Origin of the sequence: Zobellia sp. 1_MG-2023, from assembly GCF_030549125.1 — a bacterium.
In the GTDB taxonomy this organism is placed as follows: Bacteria; Bacteroidota; Bacteroidia; order Flavobacteriales; family Flavobacteriaceae; genus Zobellia; species Zobellia russellii.
On the sequence record NZ_JAUOSY010000003.1, the window covers coordinates 132736 to 158766 of the forward strand.

Below are 26031 nucleotides of genomic sequence, written 5' to 3' on the forward strand. Positions count from 1 at the left end.
TTTAAAAAACAACACCAAGATTAACCGCGTTTATTCTAGAACAGCATCCGCAGCCATTTCAAAATCTAGTGTACCCCCTTTACTAAGCAAATCATGCGTAATATGATATTGATCATAGGGTTCTCCGTTCAATTGAATGTTTTTCACATAAACATTGCCACTACTAGCACCTAGAGAATTTAGAATCAGTTTTTTACCATTTTGAAGCGTTATGCTAACCTTCTCAAAACTGGGGCTTCCAAATTCATATTTAGGGTTCTCCTCTGTTCCGCCATTCATTTGGAACAGCCCTATTTTCATCAATACCGCTAAACTACCCATTAGTCCTTGATCTTCATCTCCGTTATATCCCGTAGATGGGGAAAGTCCTCCAAAGACAGTACTTGTTACTTGTCGCGACCAATATTGCGTTAGGTCCGGCCTACCCAATTTATTAAATATAAATGCGGTCTGGATAGAAGGCTGGTTTCCGTAATTTATAGGAATGTTTCTATACTCTGGATGCAATTCTTGTGCATGGGAATTCCCTGCCGTAAACCCCAATTTTTGGGCCGTTTTAAACTGTTGGTCTAATTTTTCTACGGCTGCCGAGTTTCCTCCCATTAATTGGGCCAGCCCTTCCGAGTCATGTGGCACGAACCAAGTAGATTGTGCACCATTGGATTCTATAAATCCGTTTTCATGCTCATAGGGACTATAATCTTCTTGCCATTTACCATCTACATCCTTAGGTCTCATCCAACCTATGGAAGTGTCAAATACATTTTTATAATTTTGCGAACGTTTTAAAAAATAGTCCACGTCTTCTTTTCTTCCCAGTTTTTTCGCCAACTGTGCCAAGGTCCAATCTTGGTAAGCATACTCCATGGTCATACTTGCCCCGTCTTGGTGCCCCCCAAATTTACCTTCAGGTATGGGGTGCGGCACATATCCATTTTTCAGATAGTACTCCAGTCCACCTCCAAGTATGGTATTGTGCTCATAGCCCGCTTTTGCCATGATACCACCGGACATATGATTTTTCTTTAAAGCTTCATAAATCCTGTCTAAATCTTCCGTGATGATTCCTTTTTGGATTGCCGTAACTATAAATGGGGTTGATGATGCTCCCGTCATAACATAGGTATAATTTCCGCCGGATGGCCCTCTTGGTAGCATTCCGCCATCTTTATAATATTGCAACATAGAGTGGACAAATTCTTCCATAACATCAGGATACACCAAGCCCCACAGGGTGTTCAAAGTCCATTGTGCGCCCCAAAACGAATCCGAATTGTAATGATTAAATTTAGGTTTTCCATTCTCGTTGAGCGGTATTTGACCTACCCTAAAAGATTCCCCTGTATTATCCGGGTAGGCGCCATTAGTATCACTAATTATTCTTCGGCCTTGCAATGCATGCCACAAATCCGTGTAAAATCTTTTTTGAGCAATTTCAGTACCGCCCTCAACCTTTATTCGGCTCAGTAACGTGTTCCATTCTGATTGAGACTCTTTAACTACTTGGTCAAAATCCCAGTGCTGCAATTCCGTATCGGTATTACCTCTGGCATTCTTAATTGAGGTATAGGATATACCCGCTTTCATAAGAACTTCATCTGCCCCTTCTTTCAAAAAAACTAAATAGTTTCCGGTTTGATCATCTTTTTCTAGGGAAGCAATCTCCGTATTTAAGTCGATAGTAAAAAAAAGTTTTGTGGGCTTAGGCCTCCTACTGGTTTCAGCAATAAGCAATTCGCCCTGTAACGAAGTTTCATTTACTTGTTCCAGTACTCCATCTGTATTTTTATTGGGGCCCAACATTCCGTTTAGATTAAAAAGTACGGCTGCCCTCTTTCTGTTTTTAGGAAAGGAATACTTGTGTAGCCCTACCCTTTTGGTACTCGTAAGCTCTACATCTATATTATATTTTTCCAGTTCCAAGGCGTGATAGCCTGGAGCTACTTTTTCTTTGTCATGGCTGAATTTCGATTTAAAATCTGTGTATATGGATTTTGCATTTGAATCATCAACGGTAACGGGCATGACGGACAGACCGGAAAGTTGCCAAGCGTGAATATGGCTAAATCCTTGAACGGTATCCACCTTATATCGGTAACCACTTCCCCAAGCACCGTCTACCTCTGTATCCGGACTTAGATTAACCATGCCAAAAGGTCTACTGGCAGATGAAAAGAAAAACCATCTTGAATTTTCAGTGTCCAATTGAGGGTAGACCAAATCTACAGGCTCTAAAGCGGTTACCTTTGGTTTGGACTCTACTTTAGTCTCGCAAGATGTGAATGCCATTATTAGCAGGAGACAGATTCCGTAGAAAGAAATTTTTGAAAATAAACTCATATAATACGTTTCTTTAACTTTTTGAATTGAGATTTGATTCAATTTGTTCCAACATTTTAAAAGTTGGAAAACCATTGTTAGGTCTTCTAATTTTAGGGTTGTACCAATTATCCCATTTTGCTGATTTATCGCCACTGTTTCTATTTTCATAGATTTCTTTTAATTGCAATTTAGTTTGAGGCAATAAAGCTTTAATATCCGTAAGTAAGGCTTCATTAGGAACATCTTCATACTCCTTCTTTAAAACGGACATTTGATGCAACGTTCTTTCAAATTGAATTAAATCTTGATATAATACCGCAGGCAAATAAATATAGTCATGGAAAAAAGTCTCATTTTCTGTAGCAAGCTCAAGGCCCTTTTCAGCTTCTTTTACCGCTAGATTTATACGCTCTTGAATGACTTGTACATGTTCCAAATCATTTTCAACTCTGTTGTAATCATGAGAAACAGGTGATTTTCCTGGTCTTTGTATAGGGCTGTCCGATAGATAAGAAATGGCCTCCCTAATTTCCCAAAGGTGCTGCACATAACCAATCCGATTAGGTTGCGCCATATGTAACAACTTCATTGAAGATACGGCCAAGGTAGCACTGTTGTCATTAAAATAGCGTTTGGTCCATTTGCTATAAAATGAAGCAGCTTCAAAATTATCAGGGTCATTACAGACCTCGGAATAGGCTTCTATATTTAGTAGAAAGGGTCTAAAATTCTGTCCGTTTACCAAGCAGAACTTATCTGCATCATAAGTACTGAACATATCCTTCATTACAGATTCTACCTTCTCTGGATAGGGATTGTGCACCGTATGGTTCAGCCAAAAACCTGCATGCATATAGGTCCCAAAGTTATAGCCGTCCGTGGTTTTTGGGAGATGCTCAAAATCTCCAAAACCATGGTCGGACCAGGCAACAATCCAATCTTTTGGCGGTCTAAAGCCATCGTTCCACATTTCCATACCGTCTGAGTAACACACCAACACTTTATCTGCATTGGGCTTGTACTCATCTACCAAATCCCCAAAAGCCTTGTAAACCTGATTGAATACTTCAATTTTACTTTCTCCACAACTACTTTCATACTCCCAATCCCATACCTGATGTCGTGGTCTAAGAATAAAAATATCTGTTTTTCTAAGTGGGGTTTCCTCTAAATAATAGCGCCAAGCTGTTAACCAATCTTCTTTATAGTCTTTCCAACAGGTAGCTTTATCTGCGGACATAGGATGTATTTGATAGCCCAGCGCAAAATCTATCGCCACCTTCATTCCTTTTTCTTGCGCGTAGTCTATCATCTTTTCAACATAGTCTACATCTACTTTATAGTCCGTTAGGTCTTGGTATTCAGGACGAATAAAAAACTCCGGTCTGCCCAACATATCAAATAATTGAATAGCGTTGTACCTGAGTCTTACCAGTGAATTTATCATCTCCGTATAACTCTCCCAATCATACTCCAAAAGCTTACCCCTATAATTGGCCAGCTCATCTACATCATTCTCAAAATAACAAAGAATCGGTACTTTTGGCGGTACTATTTTCCTTTCCGAAAAGGCAAAAAGGTCAATTGCTTTCTTTTTTGGAATTTCTTTTCCCGTCCAATATTGCAATGGATCAATCTCCAAAATTTCTTGGGCATAGTCATAAATGGCATATTGGAGCCCTTGCACATCGGAACCGGCCAATACAATTATCTCTTTCCTCTTCTTACTAGTTACTTTTGACCAAATACCACCTCTGGGACCGGGATTTTCAGCAGTAATATTTATTTTTTTGGATTGATTAAAAGTGGCTATCAAAGAATTTGACTGTGGCGTTCCTATAAGAATTGCCATTGCTTTTTCAGGAACTATATTGATATCATTTACCACTACCACCTCTCCCGATAACACCTTTTCCAAATCCTTTTGTAAATCTTCGGCAACATTTATCTCGGTTTCACTTACTTGCTTTCCGATAACAACATAGCAAATTGGTGATGGTTCTATGCTAAAGGAAGACAAGAGAAACAGCCCTAACAGCGGGAGTAGTGGATAAAATTTTTGGCTAAATGGTAATATCTTCATCATGAATCTTAAATATACATGTACGGACTAGCATCCTTTTAAAAAATATGGACAGGAATACCACTCCCGCCCATATTCAATCAACTCAAATTAACTAAACTCAACTATTCTAGTATCCGGGGTTCTGGGTCAAAGAACCATCCGAAAGTTCCAACTCGCTAGAAGGAATAGGTCTCAAAAGATGAACGTTAGGGTCAAAAGCACCATGATCTTGTACATGTGGATTATGCGCGTTTATGCGTTCTTCCAATTTTCCCGTACGTTTTAGTACGGCCCATCTGTTGGCTTCACCCGCTAGTTCCACAGCCCTCTCATCTAGAATATCATCTATGGTCACTGATGTGTATTCATTAGCTACTCCGGTGGCACGTTCTCTAACGATATTTAAATGGGTTAAAGCCGCTGAAGGATTTCCAGCACCCAAGTAAGCCTCGGCAGCCAGTAAGTGCGTTCCTGCTACCCTAAATACAAAGGTGTCGCGGGCGCCATCCGTGGCTTCACTAAAAATTTCATCATCAAACTTTTTGAAAATAGGAAAGTTGGTACGTTCCGGGTTCAAAGAGTACAAATAATTTACACCAGGTACATTTTCCGGTTGTCCAAATAAATACTGATCGGGTTGGTAAACCCAGTATCTGTCCAAGCGTTCTGCCAATTCTACGGCATCCAAGGCTACTTTAGGGTAGTATACGATCGTATCTCCGGCTACAATTGGGTCAGGCCCTTCCGGCTCATCCCCATCTGCAAGTATGGCCCTGTGTAGTGTTGCTTCGTCCCTGCTATCGTTGTCCGCAAGTAGGGAATAGAAAAACGGAGTAGGCATTGCATTAAAATCACTAAAACCATAGGGAGTTGTAGTTCTATTCACTCCTGGATAATTAGCTACCTGATTCATAAAAATGGAATGCTTGGTATTCACTTGATCAGTAGCAAGCCCATTGGTACCCCATTGAACAGCGAACAAAATCTCATCGTTTTCCTGATTGTCATATGCAAAAACTTCGGCGTAAGATTGACTTCTAATATCGTATGACCCGATTGCTTCTTCGGCAAGAGCTGCCGCAGTATTAAAATCATCCGTACTTCCGAATGAAGTATATGCTCTTGTTAAATATACCTCTGACAATAAATGTTGAGCGGCTCTTTTCGAGAATCTACCCGTTTCAGGCTCATCTAGTAAAACTGGGATAGCGTCTTCTAAATCACTAATAATCAAATTATAAGTTTCTTCTTCCGAACTTCTCGTATAATCCGATCGGATGCTAGTAGGTTCTTCTAAATCTAGAACCAACCCGCCATATTGTTGTACCATATTAAAGAATGCCAGAGCGCGTAACGCCTTTGCCTGAGCAATCCCATATGCTTTATCGCCCAATTTTGATTCAGACCAACTTATCTGGTTTTCGTATCGGTTAATGGCAGTATTGGCCTTGGCCACCACATTGTAATTTTTTGTCCATAAGGAACCCCCAACACCGGAATCAAAACCGAAATAATCATTAACTGCAGAAACAGAATTCAATTCGGCTTTGACCGTAAATAAATCCGTTCCCAAAAATTGCAGATTATAGTCTTTATATACTTCCCTCAGGGTGGAATATACACCTACGACCAACTGATCGGCCGTACCTTCATCAATAAAATTTTCACTTGTTATATCAGAAAAAATATCTTCTTCAATATAACTATCGCATGCGCTAAAAGTAATCATACCAAGTAGTACGACGCCTATATGCTTTATTTTTATATCTAGTTTCATCTTAATTTTTTATAATGTTAAAAGGCAAGTTTAAGACCTAATAAAACTGTTTTTACCGCATAGGTCATGTTGTAAGAGTTCTGAAGCGCAGTCTCTGGATCAGGCCCTTTGTAATCCGTAAATGTGAACGGGTTTTGTACATCAAGGGACATTTTTAATCTTGACATTCTTAACTTGTCCGCCAAAGTTTGCGGAAATTGATAGCCTAAACCTATATTACCCACCCTCACAAAAGAAAGGTCTTCGTACGTCCAACCTGTATCTCCATAATCTGGAATGGGGTAAGTACCATCTGGGTTGTTAGGTGTCCAATAGTTTAAGTCCAAACTATTAAAAACGGCACCGTCTCCCGATGTTGAGAAATTCTGATAGAACTCAGAATGTCCGTAAGAACCTTGTCTGGTGTACACCTGTACATTTAATTCCAAGTTTTTGTAGTTGAAAGTATTGGTCATACCCCCAATCCAATCTGGAGAGTTTTGACCTAGCAACACCTTGTCATCCTGATCAATTGTTCCGTCATTGTTCTGATCAACATATTTGTACTGACCGGGAAGGTCACCATAACTAGCCGCTTCTGCAGCTTCGTCTACTTGCCAAATGCCAGCAACTTCAGTATTCCAGATAGCATCAACAGGTGCTCCAATTTTTAAAACTCCATGATCACCAAAGGGAATTTCATCCAAATCACCATCAATCTCTACAATTTCATTTTTGTTTTTTGTAAAGTTGAAGTTGGTTCTCCATGAAAAATTATCCGTTCTAAAATTAACCGTATTTAAAGTTACCTCTATACCGCTATTACGAACAGAACCAAAATTACCAAGAGCACTGTTATAACCGGATATGTTGGATAAGGTTCTGGCCAGAATACTACCCTCTGTTTTCTTGTTGTAATATTCAAAACCTAAACCTATTCTATTGTTGATAATAGAAAGATCTAAACCTAAGTTATATTCCTTTGACACTTCCCAAGTTAAATTTTCATTAGGCAAGCCAGCAACGGTCTTTCCTACACTGGCATTCTCTCCAAAAAGATAGTTTGAGGCGGAAAGAAACGCTAACGAACTGTATGCATCTACAGTACTGTCATTACCGGCCTCACCATAACTAACACGTAACTTTAGGTTGTTAAGCCAATCTGCATTTTGAAGAAAAGCCTCTTCGCTAGCCCTCCAAGCAAATGCTGCTGATGGGAAGAAATTCCACTTGTTACCAGCAGATAATTTTGAAGAACCATCATATCTTCCGGTAAACGTAAACAAATACCGGTCTTTAATGGAGTAATTTAAACGACCTGCAAAGGAAGCCAAAGTTTCTTTTTGATAGAAACTACCAAAATTGCGTATATCCGTACCCCCTTCGGTATTATAGAAAAGATAGGCATCCGTATCAAAATTTCTGACCTGTATATCACTACCTTCTTTATTGTTGTAATAAATAGAAGAAATTAAAGTGGTCTTTAAATTATGATCTGGAGCCAAATCAAAATCAAAATCCAATATATTATCCCACGTATAAGCAGTATTAAAATCCGACTGGTAGTGAGATTGTATTCTACTAGGATCGTTACGCGATGATTTGGTCAAAAGGCCTCGGTACTCACCAAAACGTTGCGAAGTTATATTAGGCGCAAACTGTGTTTTAAAGTTCAACCATTTTGTAGGCTTATAGTTTAAAAATACGTTTGCGATTACATCTAAAGTCTTTGTGTTTAACCTCCAAGCCCCTTCTGCATCATAAGTTGGGTGAACGAAACGAAGATCTTGATCATCTGGAAACAAAATAGGTTCTCCGTCCGAATCGAAAGGGTTTACGGTTGGTGCCAAACGAAGCGTACTTCTAAACAGTTCCCTACTACCTTCTTCACGCTCCGCAAATGCTAAATAGGCCTTAACACCCACCGTAACTTTGTCCGAAACTTTCTTTGAAACCGAAGCACTTATATTGTACCGTTCGTATCCCTCAATCCCCATTACACCTTCATCACTTAAATATCCTAAAGATGCATTGTAGACCAGACCGTTAGTACCTCCGGACATTCCCAAAGTGTGACTTGTTTGAATACCTGCTTTACGGTAAAGCTTCATCCAATCCGTATACCTACCGTTGGCAACATTATCCGCTTCCTCATTGGAGCTTTGGAATTCTGTAGAGCGGTCTATAACCACATTATTGTAATCCGCTACGGAACCATTTCCTTTCCAAGCTCTTGCCCTTAACACATCGTCAACATATTGTACATACTCTGGACCGTCAAATAAATCGGGAATATTAGTAGCAGTACGAAGGCCAAAAGAAGAATCATATGTAAAAACGGTTTTACCTTCAATACCATTTTTAGTTGTAATGATTACAACCCCATTTGCACCTCTAGACCCATATATTGCCGTGGCTGAAGCATCTTTAAGAATATCCATTTGTTCAATATCCGCAGGATTCAACACGTTAATATCTTCAAAGAAAATACCGTCTACTACGTACAACGGTTTAGAAAGGTCATCGTTGAGATTATCACTTACACCATCACGACTTGCATTGGTGTTGGTAATTACCGTGTTACCTCTAATTTTTATGGAAAGTGGCGCCCCCGGTTTAGAACTCAACGTACGCACATCTACACCGGCAACCCTACCTTGTATGGCCTGGCCTATATCCGTTTTCTTTTGTTCCGTTAAAGTTTCCGTATCCAATGAAGCCACCGCCCCGGTTAAATCGCTCTTTTTTACGGAACCATAACCAATGACCACTACTTCATCAAGGCCCGTTGAGGCTTCTACCAATTCTATGGTATATGTTGATGCGCTTCCTAGAGCAACTTCTTTGGTTTCATAACCAATATATGAAACCACTAAAATTCCATTACCATCAGCTACCGAAATCGTGAAATTTCCATCAAAATCAGATACAACACCGTTACTGGTGCCTTTTACTAAAACACTGGCACCTGGCAAAGGTACATTTGCCTCATCAACAATGACACCCGAAATTTGTGTCTGTGCCCATGAAACAGTTGTCACCCCTATAAAGAGGAATGCCAGTAAAAGTTTGAGTTTTTTCATTTTAATTAAATTAGTTGAACATTAGTCCAAACCTAAGCTTCTTACCTCCCAACCTTATGGACATATTATTCAAAAACATGGATGAATCCCGCAACACCCCATGTTACAAGGGGTTAACATATATCTCAAATACTTATAAAAAACCTTCAGTTTGATAAAATTTCCTTCAATACATTGTTAATCGTTCAATTTTAGAGCTCATATTTATAAAAAAGAAAATTTTACTTCCTTTATTACATGAATGCTAAAACCATACAAAACTCTATCACCAACTAACCCAAATTCCATAAAAAAAACCTCTTGAATTCACATGAATCCAAGAGGTTTTTCAGTTTAAAAAAGACTCTAAATTACCGTCTGTTCAGACTAAAATTTGTGTTCTATAATTTTCTTAACCAAATATTTCTAAACTGAGTTTTGTTACCATGGTCCTGCAATGAAATAACATCATCTCCATGAGCAGAAGGGTAATTATGAAGGCCTATATAATAGGTGTTTCCATTTATTACGGTATGGTTCTGAATCAAAACACCGTTATGAAGCACCGTAATTTCAGCTTTTGAATCCAATGTACCATCTTTTTTAAACCTTGGCGCTCTGTAGATCACATCGTAAGTATTCCATTCTAATGGGCTACGCATTGCATTAACCAAAGGCGCATGGTCTTTGTAAATACTTCCTGCTTGTCCGTTACGGTAGGTTCTATTATTGTATGAATCCAAAATCTGTAGCTCATATCTATTTTGTAAAAATAGACCGCTATTGCCACGTCCTTGGCTTTCTCCTTCTACCTTATCCGGTGCACTAAACTCAATATGCAACTGGCAATCACCAAATTTCATTTTTGTGCTGATACCGCCCGATCCAGGTACTACCTCAAAATGATCGTTATCTACAATTTTCCATGGTGCGGGCTTGGTATTGTCTGTTTGGCTAACCCATTGATCAAGACTACTTCCATCAAACAGAATAATGGCATCGGAAGGGGCATCGCCTAAAGTTTTTGCGGGAGTTACCACAGGGACTTCCGGTTCCCAGATTTCGGTCATTTCCGGCTTCATTGGCATTGGTGATACTTCCGGAGGAGTACTAGAATGTTTCTGTGCCGTTACTTGAAACGAAAGGGCCGCAGCGGCCAAAAAGAAAAAATAATTTTTTGAGTTCATAATGGTAATTACATTTTGTTTTAGTTCAGTATAATTTTAAAAAAACTAAATATAGTTATAACTTCTTAAAAGGAAATTTTATCTATTGAAGAAATATGCTCCGTGCTATTCAATTAATAGATTAAAGCTTAGAAATTACCTCTCGCATTTTTTGAGCGCGTTGCTTAACCTCCGCTTGGGACCACCCTAATTTGATTAAGCAAGAAACGGTACGACCTACCCAATGGTCCGATGTTGAAAAATCGGATTTTGAATAATCTGGTAATTGCCGGTACACTTCAGCCGGTAGTTTCCCCAAGGATTTTTTCTCTATTAAGTGTTGCCATTCACGATAGTAGTGCCAGTTATTATCATACCAATAAAAACAGGCGTCTACTCCTGCTTTTCCTAGTTCCGCGTGAGCTTTTTTTGCTGTTTGGGCATCCGGAAGAAAGAACGTTAGGAATGCATAACTCTCCTCTCCTCCTTCTGGAACTTTTCTAAATTCTACATTGGCCAAGTCTTGTAAAGCTTCCTTCAAAACCGAATAATTGTTCTTCTGAATAGCCAGAAACTCGTCCAACCTTTCTATTTGGGCCAAACCTACGGCCGCATGCAATTCTGAAATTCTATAGTTATACCCTAAAAACGGATGGGTTTCCGCTCCCCTATCTTTTCCTACATGGTCATGACCATGATCGGAATAATGATCGGCATTGGTCTTATATTCGTCGTTGTTGGTTATAACTGCACCACCTTCCCCACAAGTAACGGTTTTCACATAATCAAAAGAAAAACAACCTAAGTCTCCATAACTGCCTAAAGGTTTGTTTTCAAAAGTACCTCCTATTGCCTGACATGCATCTTCCAGTAATAACAAATTATGTGTGTCGCAAATGGACTTTAAGGCTTTTAAATCTGCCATAGAACCGCACATGTGTACAGGCATAACCACTTTTGTTCGTTCCGTTATGGCGTTTTCTACCGCTTTGGGATTTAACGCCAGTGTATCATCTACATCAACTAATATAGGAACGGCACCAATGGCCAAAATAGACTCAAAACTAGCCACAAAAGTAAATGTGGGCATTATGACCTCATCACCAGCTCCAACCCCAGCACTTGCCAAGGCTACGGTTAACGCCGCGGTACCACTACTCACCAATTGGGCATGTTTCACCTGCATTCTATTAGCAAGGACTTTCTCCAGTTCAAGTGCCTTCCAGTGGCCTTTACGCATTCCGTCAAAACCGTAACGCATGAGCACTCCGGAATCCAATACGTCGTTTACCTGTTGGCGTTCCTTGTCTCCAAATAATTCAAATCCTGGCATATGTGTTCTAGTTGTTAGGTGTTAGGTGTTAGGTGTTAGGTGTTAGGTGTTAGGTGTTAGGTGTTAGGTGAAAAAACATCAATTTATCTCAATGATGCTTTCTTCTATATTCTTGCGTACTTTCTTAAATTCCGAAAACATATCATCATTAGCTCTATATCCCACGGGAAGTACCAGAACAGATGTGAGTCCGTTTTTCTTTAAATTCAGCATATCGTCATAGGCGGAAGGAATGAAACCTTCCATAGGACACGAGTCTATTTTTTCCATGGCACAGACCGTTAAAAGATTTCCCAAAGCCAAGTACGCTTGGTTTTTAGACCATTGCTCTATTTCATGTACCTCTTTTTTAGAAAAATCAGCCATCATAGCATTTTTGAACGGATTTAAAATTTCATCGCTCGTTCCCCTTACCTTTCTAATCTGCTCAAAATAGCGATTAATATAATCTTCGTTTATGTCATTCTGAATACAAATAACCAAGACATGAGACGCTTGCCCAACTTGCTGTTGACCAAAAGAATGCTCAACCAGTTTATTTTGAAGGTCTTTATTGTGTATCACGGCCAAGGATATGGGCTGTAGGCCGTAAGAAGTTGCAGTAAGGTTAAAAGCTTGTTTTAAACATTCAATTTTCTCTTCTGAAAGTATTCTTTCCGAGTCGAACTTTTTTACGGCATAACGCCACTCCAAATATTTTATAGAATCCAAATTACTTTATTTAGTTTCCGTTTTGACGGAAAATGATAATTGGCCCTATTATGGGTAGAAGCATACATACAACGGTGCACTATGTTTTCTTAGCCAATCTTTCGCAAAAATAGGATAATTATAAAACACCGCCCAATCTACTCCAACCTTGTCTAAAATTGGTTTATTCCATTTTCATAAAGCGCTAGAAGTTGGTTTTTATCGGTCTCGTTACCAATGTTCGATTTAATATCCTCTTTTAGATTTTCAAGCTCCATATACACAACCTTTCTATTTTCGTCCGAAATGTTGGCGCCGTTAGTTACAAAATGGAGTGCACCTATTAATTCATGCATAACGGTATTATCCTGTTTTGCATATAACCTTATGGGCTGTACCAAAGTGCGCATTAGTTCCGCAGCTGTTATACTATGATATATTAAAACGCATTTACCATTCTCTACGGGTTGTGAAGTTATATGCGGAAATTGCAGATATTTACGCAACAACCTTCCTAATTTGGCAATAGCATCAATAGCCGTTCCCGGATCGTTAATACCTGGAGACATAGCCTTTACGGCAATTTCCATTAATTTAATCATCCCTCCTACACCTTTATCATCCTCATGACGGTCAGATGAAATATCCAGACAGAACATTAAGTTTTCTATCTCCTCGTCAGAAACTGTATCCTTTACTTTTAATATGGGCATTCCTTCCCATAGATGTTTATTTAGGTATGGTAGAACCTCAATCTGATTTTCTTGTTTCTCAATTGACTTTTGGAGCAGTTTGCTATCAAATCCCCTGAAATAACCGGTCTTGTTACTATTTAAGACCTTCCAGCCCGAGGTATCAACATATTGCAGGGCTATTTTTTTTGTATCGGCATTCATTAAAACATTATCTGCATAAGCATTACACCTTTTAAAAATTTTATCGATTATATTCTGAATTTGAATGGCTCCTGAAATACTGTGTATAAAATAAACGAACAACCCTATGCAGGTTAACGAAAGTATTGCGGCAAACATGGTAGAAAGCCCCATAGTATCTGCATCTATACCACGAGCACCCAAAGAAGTAATGATAATGATACAGTAAAGCAACGTACCAACATACATACCTAAAATAAATTGATGTCTACTGTTAGAAACCAGTCCGGGAAGTAATCTGGGTGAAAAATTGGATGATGCCTGGCTTAACACAACCATAACCATTGAAAAACTAAATACAGTAAGTGAAATTATCCCTCCAATAAAAACCGATAAAATAGAACGGGCCGTTTCATAATCCTGAATAAACAAATAAGGCACCTTATCCTTAATAGACCTTACCACTTCCCAATTTTCGGCCGTTAAAGCCAAAATCGCCAGGATGACGCATAATACAGAAATAAGGACTGGATAAAAAGCAATACTCCGCAACACATGTCTATATGTTCTTTGTAAAAATTTTATAATTCTTTTCATTCTTACAGTCAGATTTTAGCGCCCTTTTTACGTTGTTGAATATTATTAAAGTAACCCAATCCAAAAAGTTGGCCCGTTATTTATATCTTGCCACTTTAACAACCAACAATATGCGTAAATATGCTATTAAATTTAGGCACTATTGAAAATCTTTATAACTCTAAAGTAAATCATGTCCTCAGAAAAATCAGCAGAAAAAGCGCGTCTACACCCTCGCAACAGAAATAGGGAACGATATGATCTAGAAGCCTTAAAAGAATCCAACCCAGAGTTAAAAAGCTTTATAAAGCCGAATAAATTTGAGGTGGAATCCATAGATTTTTCCAATCCGCGTGCGGTAAAAGTTTTGAATACAGCTTTGCTGAACCATTATTACGGTATTAAAAACTGGGAATTTCCCGATGAAAATTTATGCCCTCCCATTCCCGGAAGAGCGGACTATATTCACCACATTGCAGATGCGTTGGCCAAATTTAATTTGGGAACAATACCTACTGGTGAAAAAATTTCTTGTTTTGATGTAGGCATTGGGGCCAGTTGTATCTACCCTATTATTGGAGTTACAGAATACGGTTGGCAATTCTTTGGTTCGGACATTAACCCAAAATCAATTGCATCGGCAAAGCAAATTGTTAGTTCCAACCCATCGCTCAGAGGAAAAGTTGAATGTAGATTACAAAAGAGCGCCAGGGATATCTTTCGTGGGGTTCTTTCCCCAGAACAGCAAATTGACTTGGTCATAAGCAATCCTCCTTTTCATTCTTCAATTGAGGAGGCACAAAAGGGAACACGGAGGAAAATCAAAAACCTTTCCGGAAAAAAGGTAAAAACACCAGAACTCAATTTTTCCGGGGTTGGAAACGAACTCATTTATGATGGTGGCGAGGCAAGGTTCATAGAAAATATGATATGGGAAAGTAGAAAATTAGCGCAGAGCTGTTTTCTTTTTTCAACTTTAGTATCAAAAGAATCCAACCTTAAGCGGATTTATAAATTATTGGAAAAAGTTGAGGCACAAACTGTTAAAACAATCCCTATGGGAACTGGCAATAAATCTAGCCGAATTGTTGCCTGGAACTTTCTTTCGGCTGAAGAACAAGACCAATGGCAAAAGAGTAGATGGTAACAAATATTGATTTCTAATCGATAGTTTTATCATCAACCAACTATTTTTTGACTATATTCCCGTGAAAATGTGACAAATAGCAATGTTTATCACATTGTATATTCGCTATGAATTATCAGAACACCTAGAATTGATAATTCAATGGCCAAGTCCTCTCAACATTACACTAAAGACCTGCTAAATAACTAATTATGAATTAATAACCAACAGTAACATCCTTGCTTTTAAAGCAATATTGATTTCACTTTTCTGTTTAATTAATAACTAACCAACCTTAAACCAATGACATCCTATTCAATAAGTGAAATTAACCACATTCTAAAAGGCGAATTAATTGGCTCAACCAGTCAACAAATAGAAGGTCCTGAAGAAATAAAAAAAGCGAATAACAATCAAATTACCTTTATAGGAAATACCAAATATTCTAAATTTTGGGCTACCTCAAATGCCTGTGCGGCACTTGTATGTCCAAAATCTACCATTGAACCCGGAGATAACCGGGCCTTTATCAGGGTAAAAAATGTGGATTTGGCAATGGCCGAAATCTTAACCCTTTTCAAACCTTCTACTCCCAGTTTTGATACGGACATACATCCTACCGCCGTTATACATGAAACCGCAAAAATTGGTGATGGCTGTAAAATTGGAGCCAATTGTTACGTAGGCAAAGATGTAGAATTAGGGGCAAATGTAATTTTGTACCCTAATGTATGCGTATTTGATGAAACCTTAATTGGAGACAGTACAACAGTTTGGTCAGGAACGGTCATACGCGAACGCTGTGTTATTGGCAGTCACTGTATTTTTCATACCAATGTAAGCATTGGCGCAGATGGTTTTGGATATAGACCAAGTGATGATGGCCGAGGACTGGTGAAAATACCTCAAATAGGAAATGTAATCATTGGAAATTATGTTGAAATTGGTGCCAATTCATGTGTAGACAGGGCAAAATTTAGTGCCACTATTATTGGAGATGGTTGTAAAATTGATAACCTAGTTCAAATAGCGCATAATAGCGTTATGGGCCGTTTTTGTATAATGGCCGGACATAGCGGACTTGCCGGATCTGTTACATTAGGAGATGGTGTTATCATTGGGGGCAGTGCTTCAATCAAAGATCACACTACTATACATTCCGGAGCAAGCGTTGGGGCCGGGTCCGGTGTCATGAACGATGTAGAAGCAGGAAAAACCGTTCTGGGCTACCCTGCCCAAGATGCTAGGGATATGCTTAAAGAATGGGCTTCCATAAGAAGGTTGGTAAGAAATAAATAGCATGTTTATCAGTAAAAAGAAAGCCTAATATCCAAATAAAGACTTCATTAAAAAAAAGCTTTACATACAAGATGTAAAGCTTTCTTTATAAGCTGGAGGTCCTCCTATTGAACCTCCAAGGAAAAGCAACTATTCCTGTTTTTATACCAGTGCATTGGAATATTCCAATTCTTGTAACTTTCTAAGTGCTTCCGATTTGGAATTGACATCTAATTTTAAATAGATGTTCTGCACGTGAAAATTGATTGCACTTGCGGTAACGAATAATTTCTCGGCAATGGTCTTATATGTGGCTCCCTGGCACAAATAATCTATTACCTGGTTTTCTCTTTCTGAGAAAAATTCATTGGATTTACGCTGAAACTTTGAAATGATCTGACTAATAATATCATTGCTCATGGTAGCGCCTTCTGACTTGATCGAGTCTAGGGCATTATAAAGGGCGCGTTCAGTCACCGGTTTGGATAGGTAGCCATTTGCGGTATTTTTGAACGCTTTTTTCACCAAGTCAAAATTGTTCTGGGCGCTGAGCATGATAATCTTTACCTTAGGATCCTTCTTTCTAAAAAGACGAATACCTTCTATGCCATTAATTTCCGGCAATGAAACCTCGGAAAAAATAATATCCGGAGAAATACGGTCGTAATCTGCCAAAGCTTCTTTAACCGAAGTATAGATTCCTTTTAAAGAATACTCCGTGTAAGAGCTAAAATACATTTCATAAGATTCATGCGATGTTACATCATTATCGATCACGATAATTTTTAAAATGTTTGATTCCATGGTAGTGGGATTTTTTGGTATCTATTGAAAACCAACAGAATACCTGGTTAAATTTGGGTTAACTATTAATAGATAATCGCTCGGTAAAGCGACATTTTTTTCAAATTTGGGCGTAAGAAGGCTCTTTCCCTGTGATTAAAAAATCAAGAGATTTTGTTATCCATTCTTTTAAAGCTTAGAAAAAGACCTATGGTTATGACAGTATTCTGCCGGGTCTTAGTTTAAAGCTAAAACAGATATACGCGCTATACGCTGGGTGAATCGTTATGTTTTAGTGCTGTAGGTAAGGCGCTAAAACCTAAAATGATTGCTTTGAAATTTTATCTCTATCAGACGCAGAGATGTTGCACTTTTATGAAGTGATCAAGTGTGCTTTGCTTGTAGTGCTGTTGTAGGTAATAATGGTACATGGTTTGTGAGATTTGGGGATTAATAAATAGGTTACTTTTGGTATGATTATAATCAAACTTAAGAATTATTTCCTATGCGCTTACTGTATGATCGCCCATTTTCGTTAAACTACCGCTAAAGTCCCTATCTCATTGCATTATATCGGTAATTTCGTACCAATTATCGATATTTAAAAATCAAAAAAAGAGTTAAAAAAGGTGTGAAACCTATTAAAATAGTGGTAAAAAACAAAAAAAACAGCGGAGCCTCCCCCGCTGTTTATAGCCTAATTTTCTACCAAAAAATCAGGTCCCACTAACCATAAGTTAATATTGTTATTGATCTTCATACATGTTGTTCACTACTGCAGAATGATCATCTACTTGCATAATCCATTTTTCGTCGTTGTATTTTCCGTTTAAATTGGAAACGTAAGCTGTTTTTGCATCTTCTTTATAATTGTAATCTGCCAAGTATACATAGTGCAGACCGTTTTCTTTGTTGTAAAACTGTCTAGCGTTAAGACCTTGCTCCTTTAAAGTCTCCATAAAGGCATTTAAATACTTTTTGTTCTTATAAACATTGGCTATTACGTAATATCCGGACTTTACACCCACTATATCTGACTGGTTCAATATCTTGATAGGAAGCTTTACGTAATCCTTAATTTCTTTCTTATCTGCGCCTTCTTCTACAATTGGCTTTGTTTGAGTCTCTGCCACTACTTCTACAGTCTTCTCTACTTCTTTAGTACTATCTGACATTTGCGTGTCATTGGCGGCCAAGAAATCCTGTACATCATTAAATCTTGCTTCATTGTCTTGCTTAGCTATTGTTTTCTTAGAAGTATTGTTTTCTGTATTTGCAGCTAAAGCCGTATATTCTGGTGGAACAGGCTCCACATCTTCTTCAATTTGTGGTTTTAGGTTCTCTTTAATTTCTTGTTTCAATACGTCTACCAAAGACTTTAAGCGTTCTTCAAAAGCGGCATCTCTTGCGGCATCAATAGAGTCTTGTCTTAAAATCATCTCATCCAAAATCAATCTGTTTTCGTAAGCCATACCGCTCATTTCATCCTCTATTTCGGTAGAAATTGTATTTTTAAAGCTTCTATTTGCCAGAGATGTATTGTTTCTTTGACTGTTCTTTTTACTCTCTTCCTTTAATCTTAAAATCTGTTCCTCATAATTTCTTACGATACGATCTACTTTAGCATCTTCAGAACCATCTGCAAAGGTGTCCATACTAGAGCCATGGTTGTCAAAAGTATAGGCTAAGGATACCTCATGGTTCCATCCTAAATCGGCATCATCTGTCATTAAATCCTTTTCTAACAAATACCCCAAGGACATACGCTTACTAAGGTTAAAACCTAAACCTAAGGAAAGGCCATAATCATCATCAAAATTTGTTTGAAACCAACCGTAGCTAGGCAAGTCCAACAATATAGAACCTACATATCCCAATCCGCCATCCTTGTTCTTACCAACTTGAACCATAGGCATTAAACGAGCGTTGGCAAAAAGACCTCTATTGGCCAAAAACTGGTGAGAATACTGTACCGAAGCTTTTACACTCTTGGTACTTAAGTTCGTTAAAAATTCATTGGTAGTTTGGTTATATTTAAAAAGATCAGTTGCATAAAGTCCAAAATCAAACCCGCCCAATGACAAGGTTACCCCTGGTTGTACCGCTACCTTACTTTCCTTCTTAGCATCCGAAATTTTTGTATCCGTATCTGCTACAACTATTCTATTTTGGTCTAGCCCTTCTGTATAGTAGGTTATGTTCGTGCCAAAAGTTAATTTGCTCTCATCTCCTAATTTTACGGCCGTAGCGTAATTGGCGTTGAACCCAAATTCCTGAACAACCCCGGACCATTGGCTATATACACTAATTCCTAATGCAGCATGATCATTAAGTTTGTTACTAAAACCTAAAAAGTAGTTCTGATTATTATCTTCAAACGTAGCATATTGGTTTCTGTGAAGAATGTTTATGTACGATTTGTTCTCTCTAACCAACGAAAACGTTGGGTTGATCAAAAATCTGTTAAAGAACAACTGGTTGTGATAGGTGCTCTTAGTATTGATCTCTGTAACTGCTTCTTGTCCGTAGTTAGACTGCGTACCAAAGATGGTAGCTAGTAAAAGGAGCAGAAAAATTGTGTTGATATTATTTTTTTTGTGGCTCATGGTAGTGATATTTGGGATTATTGAAAACTGTGGTAATACGGTGAATTCTATAGTTTTGAAATTTGGAACTCTTGTGGTAGATGTCCGCATTTCTTAGAACATTTAGATTACCTAAATTTGGGTTATAAACCGGCGACGGTAATCGCCGGCTTTATCTTATCCCCCATTTTTATTAATCTTCCTCAAACAAATTGGAAGTATACGTTGCTTTGGAATCTACATTAAAAGCTTCTAGCGCTCTATATTCGCCCTCGTCTTCTACGCGTCTTTTGTTGGCATAGGTGAAAGCTACTTTCTGAACCGAGGATTTATTGTTCCCTCGGATAGACATTACATAGCCTTTACCATTGGCCGATGTGAACGATATGGCAAAATCATCTTCACCACTATTGATCGGGCTACCAAGATTAACGGCTAGGTCTACACTTTTTTGACCAACTTGTGTCATATAAACATCCAGTCCGCCCTGGCCCTTTCTTCCTTCGGAAGCAAAGAACAATGTGTTGGTACCAACTACATTAGGATACAGGTCATCTTTTTTAGTGTTTACCTTTTGACCCAAGTTTTTGGCTACACCCATACTACCGTCTTTACGGATCGCAGATACATAAATATCATACTCACCAAAAGTTCCTGGCATATTGGAGGCAAAGAATAAACGTTTACCGTCCGATGATATAGAAGGATGCATTGCAGACGCATGTTTGGGAGCTACGGCAACTTCTTTAAGGTTCCTCCATTCACCATTTACTTTATCTGCCCTGAAGATTTTATGTACCTCTTCACTTTTGGAAAAAACACCGTACAAGGGTTTTATTTTCACTTTTTTACTAAAGTAAGCCGTCTGTCCGTCCGGAGTTACGGCAACGGGCATTTTATACCCATTATGATCTTCGGTCTCCTCACCTAGTAAAGTCCTAAGTTCATTCTCAACTATGGTCTGGTCATCTACTATAAACTGACCGTCCTTACGTTGAAAATCTAATTCTCTATACCTTTCTGTTAAAGGTTGATCTAAAAAATTTTTAGAATTTTGTTTTTTTACTTTATAATCAGACTCAATTTGAGCGACCCAATCATTCATATCGGAACTGGTAGCTGATCCAATATTTTGATATTTGGCCATAGCGTAGTCATAACGCTTCTGATAATTCTTACTTAAAGAGCCGGTACTGCTTACTTCTTTTAACTTATCATACCAGAACAAGGCGGTATCGTAGTTTTTGTTCAAGAAGTTGGCATTACCCAAGTCTTCAAAGATGGCTTTATCCTTATATCCTTGTTTTTTAAGGTATTGATAATTTTCCATCCTCTTGTTGTTAGCCTGGTGAATCTCGGTAGCATTACTACTACTAGAATACTGAGCGTCCATAGAACTGCAACAGCACGAAAAAACGCAGGCAAAAAGCACATTGTAAGTTAGCGCATTTTTCATAATAAATTCGATTAGGGGTTAATATCTTCGACAAAGTTCTATAAAACTCTCCTATCTATACTTAGTAATAATTCATAGGTTTTCACTTAAATCGCGTTTTTTTATGTTAAAATCATCGATAAACTGCATTTTTTACGGTTCAAGAGCAAAAAAATCAGATTAAAGAACATTTTTATTACTAGTAACTACTAGTAATCTTTAAAAGAGTGTTCATATCAAAAAATCACTAAAGGACTAAAAATCAACTCAGAAAAGAACAAGTGTAAAAATTTTAACAAGTAGCATAGTGTAGCATATTAATATTTTTCCTACTTTTGTTGAAGCGTACAGACTTGTCTGTTTATAATAGTCCTGCTACCTTTAATTCATGGGAAAAGAAACCGTAAAGGATAAGATACTATTAACGGCTTGTGAATTGTTTTACAAAGACGGGTATAACCAAACAGGAATCAATAAGATTTTAAAAGTCGCCGAAGTATCAAAAGATAGTATGTACCGGCACTTTAAATCTAAAGAAGCTATTGCCGTTGCGTATTTGGAAAGGCAGCACAAAATGGTGATGTCTCTTTTAAAGAGTAATATGGACAAAGAAGAGCCTGGCGCAGATGCGGTTCTTTCCATGTTTGATTTTTTAATTGACTGGTTAAAGGAATCAGGATACAGAGGATGTGGCTTTCAGAATATTTTTACGGATATCCCAAAAGATCAGAACTCTATTAAAGAGATGGTCTATATGAACAAAAATGAAATTCGGCAACTTGTATATAATGAATTAAATAAAGCCGAATCAAATGAGATGGATATTAAGGAATTGAGCGATGAAATTCTAGTACTATGGGAAGGAGCTATTATCCTTTCTCAAATCCAAAAAAATAATTGGCCCATTTTGGCCGGCAGAAAAGCTTGTGAAAAATTATTAAACCGTTAAACACTATGTAAAACTATCATACAGAGCAATCTGTAGAACTAACACCAACGCATTTTGAAACAACTACTACAAAACCCACCCTTCACCCTAGAAACAGCCAAGCAAAAAGTTCATTTAATTGAAGAGACTTGGAGTACAAAAGACCCTCACCAAATTTCCATGATATACTCCATGGACTGCAATTGGTATGTTAACGAATCTACCCTTCTATCCTGCCGTAGAGAAGTTCAAGAGTTCCTTGAACGCAAATGGCAGAAAGAATTGGATTTTGAAGTAACTAAAACCTATATGGCCCATACGGATAAAAGCATAGCGGTTCAATTTGATTATGACTACAGAATTGAAAATAACAAATGGTTTTGCTCCTATGGAAACGAAATCTTTGAATTTGATGAAGAAGGACTCATAGAAAAATGTATTATGAGAATCAACCATTCTTCTATAGAAGATAGTGCAAGACCTATATCTCAAGACCTACATAATATTTTACAAGATTTATAACACATAAAATATTTTATTGAGCGCAACATTTGCATTCCTATTCTGTACTATGGAATCGTAAAACAAAACCCTGGCATTAACTTCAATTTAACGAAGAGATTGTTGGTTTCAGGGTTCATTTACGACAAACAGAGTGTAGATGACATACAATAAATAATGGTTGTCTACTAAACCTAAAAACTAATAGTATAGAAATTAGACTATGAAAAAAATAGCTATAAATGGAATGGGCCGTATTGGCCGTACCGCATTAAAAGTATTACTTGAAACTCCGGAATTAGAGGTAGTAGCCGTAAATGATATTGCCAGTATTGAGAACATTGCTTACTTATTGGAGTTTGACAGTGTTCATGGTAAATTTGAAAAATCGGTTGATTTTGAAGAGGGTAAACTTATAGTAGATGGCAACGCCATTAAATTCTTTAACGAAAGAAATCCAGAAGACCTCCCTTGGAAAGAACTGGATATAGACGTTGTAATTGAGAGTACCGGTATTTTTACTAAATATGACGATGCGGATAGGCACATCAAAGCCGGAGCCAGAACTGTGGTGCTTTCAGGTCCGGCTAAAAGTCCTGAAATACCAACTGTTGTTCACGGTGTTAACTCTGAGGATGGTAAGACCAGTATCTTTTCCTGTGCCAGTTGTACCACCAATAACATTAGCCCTATTATAGAAATTTTAGGGCGTCGTGTGGGTATTAAAAAGGCTATAATGACTACCATACATGCAGATACCAGTTCTAATGCCATGGTAGATTCTCCCAGCAAAGGGAACTTTAGAATGGGACGTTCAGGTATTAATAACCTAATACCTACCACCACGGGAGCTGCCGTAGCAACCACAAAAGCATTACCAGAATATGCGGGTAAATTTGATGGTATGGCGGTACGTGTTCCAGTTGCGGTTGGATCTATTTCGGACATTACTATTGTAACCGAAAAAACCGTGACCGCAGAGGAAATCAATTCCATATTGGAGGAAGAAGCACAAACGGACCGTTATAAGAAAGTATTACAGACCACTTACGCGCCTTTGGTTTCTAGCGATATTATTAAAAGCCCTTATGGTTCCATTGCAGACCTTTCCCTTACCAAAGTAGTGGATGGCGATTTACTCAAAGTTTTGGCATGGTACGATAACGAATGGGGTTTCACCAATCAGATGATACGCCAAATACAGAGTTTATAAATAGAACTGAATTACTCATAATTCAATTTCAAAAAACAGGTCAAGCTTTATAGTTTGACCTGTTTTTACTTTATGCCCCTTTTTGTTTTTCGTAATTTGATGCGATTTTTAAATTTTAAATTTTGAAAAAGACACTATTCATAGCGGCCTTTTTAATGTTAATCAACTTTACCGTAAAGGCACAGTCCATAGAAAAAGAACATTGGGGAACTGTAAAAGGTAAGGAGGTTTCTCTTTATACCATTACCAATGCTACGGGCATGAAAATGCAGATTATGAATATGGGCTGCATCATTACTTCGCTTTTTGTACCGGATAAAAACGGAGAACTAGACGATGTAGTTTTGGGCTTTGATAATTTGGATGATTACCTGCAAGACCACCCTAGTTTTGGTACAACCGTGGGTAGGTATGCCAATAGAATAAAAAATGCACAGTTTATCATGAATGATTCCGTTTATAAACTTGCTGCAAACGAAGAAGGCACTGCTATTCACGGCGGAAATGAATTTAGGGATGCCGTTTGGGACACCAAGGTTGTCTCCAACGAAAAAGGCGATGGTTTACAGTTTCATTATTTATCTCCAGATGGTTCTTTTGGTTTTCCTGGTAATCTTGATGTTTATGCCACTTACCTTCTGACGAAGAACAATTCAATTTATATCACCTTTGAAGCCAAAACCGATAAGGACACGCATGTAAGTATGACCAACCACAGTTATTTCAACTTGAATGGTGCCAAGGACTTAATCTATGACCATAGGGTTATGGTAGATGCGGACAGGTATACCGAATTTGATGAAGACATTACCCCTACAGGAAGATTGCCCCTTTTAAAAGGTACGGCTTGGGACCTTTCTAACTTTACACGAGTAGGTGATAAAGTTCATGATATACCCCTTAACGGGTATCACCATTGTTACGCACTGAACAAAAAGGGTGATAAAATGACAAAGGCCGCTGAAGTTATAGAACCCAAATCCGGCAGAAAACTAGAAGTATTTACCACACAGCCGGGAATAACGGTCTACGCCAGTAACGGCCTTGATAATATTACAGGAAAGTATAATATCGCTTATACCCCTCACATGGCACTCTGCTTAGAGACCCAAGATTTCCCCGATGCCATGAATCATCCTAATTTTCCCTCTACCCTATTAAAACCTGGAGAAAAATATATGGAAACTATAATTTACGATTTCGGGATTGAAAAATAAAGGGAGGATATTACTATCCATTCCCTTTAACCATTCTTAAAGCAGGCTATCATTTCTTTAGGTGATTTATGTGGCCTTCCCGCAGCTTTTTCATAATCGGATGGTACATCATAAGCTCCATTTCTCATACTTTGATAAATGCCGCCTATTATTGTGCCTATAAACTCCCCTAGTGCTTCTTTACGTTCCTTCTCATAAGTTTCAACGGGTACAGAAGTATATTTTAAATCCGTACCATAAGCACCATTTATGTAATTTGCCAGTTGTTTTTGTGTAATAGGTTCACCCACCAGATTGTAAATATGACCATTATGATTTGCCTTTAAAAGCATTTGCGCATAGGCATACCCCAATTCTTCCCTACTGGTATAACCACATTTTCCGGTATCCGCAGAATTTTGGATTTCACCTTCACTTATATATGTATCTATATATTCCAAATCCGGTTCTATATAAATTCCGTTTCTTCCAATGACCCACTGCATTCCCGAATCCTTCACATCCTTTTCGGTCTGTCTGTTGCTTTCTACCACAGCGCTAAATGCAGACGCTTTCTCCTCTCCAACGATACTGGTGTATACTATTTTTCTAACACCGTTTGCCTTGGCCGCATCAATAACATTCCTATGCTGCTGTATTCTTTTCTTTGGGTCGTCCATACCAGAAACTAACAGAACCGCATTTACACCTTTTAAAGCAACATCAAAATCCTCACGATTGTTATAATCTCCCTTTCTAATTTCAACCCCAAGAGATTCTGCCTTTTCAGGAGTTCTAGCTATACCTATAACATTATCTTTTCCTATCGCATCAATAAGGTGCTTTACAATTGAAGAACCCAATTGACCGCTGGCTGAAGTAACTGCAATTTTCATAACTGTATGTTCTTAAGTAGATTACATTTTTAATTTTAAAGCTTCAAGCTCCTGTTCTAGCTCTTCTGCTTTTTTCTTGAATTTTTCCATGGCCTTTTTCATCTGACCTATTTTTTTAAAGGCCTCTTCGTCTTGAACTGCTTGATAGCTAACAACGCCTTCCTTTTCCTTTACTTTAGATTTGCTCCCACATGTGGGGCATGTTGCTACTTGACTCATAATACAATATTTTGTTGTGCAAAGTT

19 protein-coding genes are annotated in these 26031 nt (G+C 38.1%); 6 read left to right on the forward strand and 13 right to left on the reverse strand.

The genetic code is table 11. The features are described 5' to 3' along the window. Positions 1-30: 30 nt before the first annotated feature. The 8 genes from Q4597_RS07990 to Q4597_RS08025 form a co-directional block, all read right to left on the reverse strand. Positions 31-2340, reverse strand: a complete 2310-nt coding sequence (locus tag Q4597_RS07990) for a GH92 family glycosyl hydrolase (RefSeq protein ID WP_303405702.1) — start codon at positions 2338-2340, stop codon at positions 31-33. A gap of 13 nt (positions 2341-2353) precedes the next feature. Next, positions 2354-4408: a glycosyl hydrolase 115 family protein gene (locus tag Q4597_RS07995; RefSeq protein ID WP_303405704.1), complete on the reverse strand. Its 2055-nt coding sequence runs from the start codon at positions 4406-4408 to the stop codon at positions 2354-2356. Between the two features lie 106 nt (positions 4409-4514). Further along, positions 4515-6164 (reverse strand): RagB/SusD family nutrient uptake outer membrane protein, encoded by a 1650-nt coding sequence (locus Q4597_RS08000; protein ID WP_303405706.1) that lies wholly within the window; start codon positions 6162-6164, stop codon positions 4515-4517. Between the two features lie 17 nt (positions 6165-6181). Further along, complete coding sequence (locus Q4597_RS08005; RefSeq protein ID WP_303405709.1) at positions 6182-9226, reverse strand: TonB-dependent receptor; 3045 nt, start codon at positions 9224-9226, stop codon at positions 6182-6184. Positions 9227-9606: 380 nt separating this feature from the next. Next, positions 9607-10392 carry a DUF1080 domain-containing protein gene (locus Q4597_RS08010; protein ID WP_303405711.1) on the reverse strand — a complete coding sequence of 262 codons (786 nt, stop codon included), beginning with the start codon at positions 10390-10392 and terminating at the stop codon, positions 9607-9609. A 121-nt stretch (positions 10393-10513) separates the two neighbouring features. Next, positions 10514-11704: a DegT/DnrJ/EryC1/StrS aminotransferase family protein gene (locus Q4597_RS08015; RefSeq protein ID WP_303405713.1), complete on the reverse strand. Its 1191-nt coding sequence runs from the start codon at positions 11702-11704 to the stop codon at positions 10514-10516. A 78-nt stretch (positions 11705-11782) separates the two neighbouring features. Beyond that, the gene (locus Q4597_RS08020; protein ID WP_303405715.1) at positions 11783-12415 is read right to left on the reverse strand and encodes an NAD(P)H-dependent oxidoreductase; all 633 of its coding nucleotides are present in this window, start codon (positions 12413-12415) and stop codon (positions 11783-11785) included. 152 nt (positions 12416-12567) lie between these two features. Then, a complete protein-coding gene (locus Q4597_RS08025; RefSeq protein ID WP_303405717.1) occupies positions 12568-13866 on the reverse strand; it encodes a DUF2254 domain-containing protein in 1299 nt (432 codons plus the stop codon). 172 nt (positions 13867-14038) lie between these two features. On the opposite strand from Q4597_RS08025, the gene rlmF reads away from it, so the two are divergent. Next, the gene (gene rlmF / locus Q4597_RS08030) at positions 14039-14992 is read left to right on the forward strand and encodes a 23S rRNA (adenine(1618)-N(6))-methyltransferase RlmF (RefSeq protein WP_303405719.1); all 954 of its coding nucleotides are present in this window, start codon (positions 14039-14041) and stop codon (positions 14990-14992) included. 282 nt (positions 14993-15274) lie between these two features. Continuing rightward, complete coding sequence (gene lpxD / locus Q4597_RS08035) at positions 15275-16270, forward strand: UDP-3-O-(3-hydroxymyristoyl)glucosamine N-acyltransferase (protein ID WP_303405721.1); 996 nt, start codon at positions 15275-15277, stop codon at positions 16268-16270. 141 nt (positions 16271-16411) lie between these two features. Here lpxD and Q4597_RS08040 read toward each other — a convergent pair whose 3' ends face one another. The 3 genes from Q4597_RS08040 to Q4597_RS08050 all read right to left on the reverse strand — a co-directional run bounded on the left by Q4597_RS08040 (position 16412) and on the right by Q4597_RS08050 (position 20947). Beyond that, positions 16412-17053 carry a response regulator transcription factor gene (locus Q4597_RS08040; protein ID WP_215439307.1) on the reverse strand — a complete coding sequence of 214 codons (642 nt, stop codon included), beginning with the start codon at positions 17051-17053 and terminating at the stop codon, positions 16412-16414. Positions 17054-17778: 725 nt separating this feature from the next. After that, positions 17779-19638, reverse strand: coding sequence for a PorP/SprF family type IX secretion system membrane protein (locus Q4597_RS08045; protein WP_303405724.1), 1860 nt, complete (start codon positions 19636-19638; stop codon positions 17779-17781). Between the two features lie 172 nt (positions 19639-19810). After that, positions 19811-20947 (reverse strand): cell envelope biogenesis protein OmpA, encoded by a 1137-nt coding sequence (locus Q4597_RS08050; RefSeq protein ID WP_303405726.1) that lies wholly within the window; start codon positions 20945-20947, stop codon positions 19811-19813. A 493-nt stretch (positions 20948-21440) separates the two neighbouring features. Between Q4597_RS08050 and Q4597_RS08055 the strand changes: the two genes are divergently transcribed. The 4 genes from Q4597_RS08055 (at position 21441) to Q4597_RS08070 (ending at position 24911) form a co-directional block, all read left to right on the forward strand. Next, positions 21441-22001, forward strand: a complete 561-nt coding sequence (locus Q4597_RS08055; protein ID WP_303405727.1) for a TetR/AcrR family transcriptional regulator — start codon at positions 21441-21443, stop codon at positions 21999-22001. A gap of 54 nt (positions 22002-22055) precedes the next feature. Continuing rightward, on the forward strand, positions 22056-22502 hold the full coding sequence (locus tag Q4597_RS08060) for a DUF1348 family protein (RefSeq protein ID WP_215439303.1): 447 nt from the start codon (positions 22056-22058) through the stop codon (positions 22500-22502). Between the two features lie 202 nt (positions 22503-22704). After that, positions 22705-23694 (forward strand): type I glyceraldehyde-3-phosphate dehydrogenase, encoded by a 990-nt coding sequence (gene gap, locus Q4597_RS08065; protein ID WP_303405730.1) that lies wholly within the window; start codon positions 22705-22707, stop codon positions 23692-23694. Positions 23695-23816: 122 nt separating this feature from the next. After that, positions 23817-24911, forward strand: coding sequence for an aldose epimerase family protein (locus Q4597_RS08070; RefSeq protein WP_303405732.1), 1095 nt, complete (start codon positions 23817-23819; stop codon positions 24909-24911). A 26-nt stretch (positions 24912-24937) separates the two neighbouring features. Here Q4597_RS08070 and Q4597_RS08075 read toward each other — a convergent pair whose 3' ends face one another. Then, the gene (locus Q4597_RS08075) at positions 24938-25786 is read right to left on the reverse strand and encodes an SDR family oxidoreductase (RefSeq protein WP_303405733.1); all 849 of its coding nucleotides are present in this window, start codon (positions 25784-25786) and stop codon (positions 24938-24940) included. 21 nt (positions 25787-25807) lie between these two features. After that, a complete protein-coding gene (locus tag Q4597_RS08080) occupies positions 25808-26005 on the reverse strand; it encodes a hypothetical protein (protein WP_215439299.1) in 198 nt (65 codons plus the stop codon). Positions 26006-26031 lie beyond the last annotated feature (26 nt).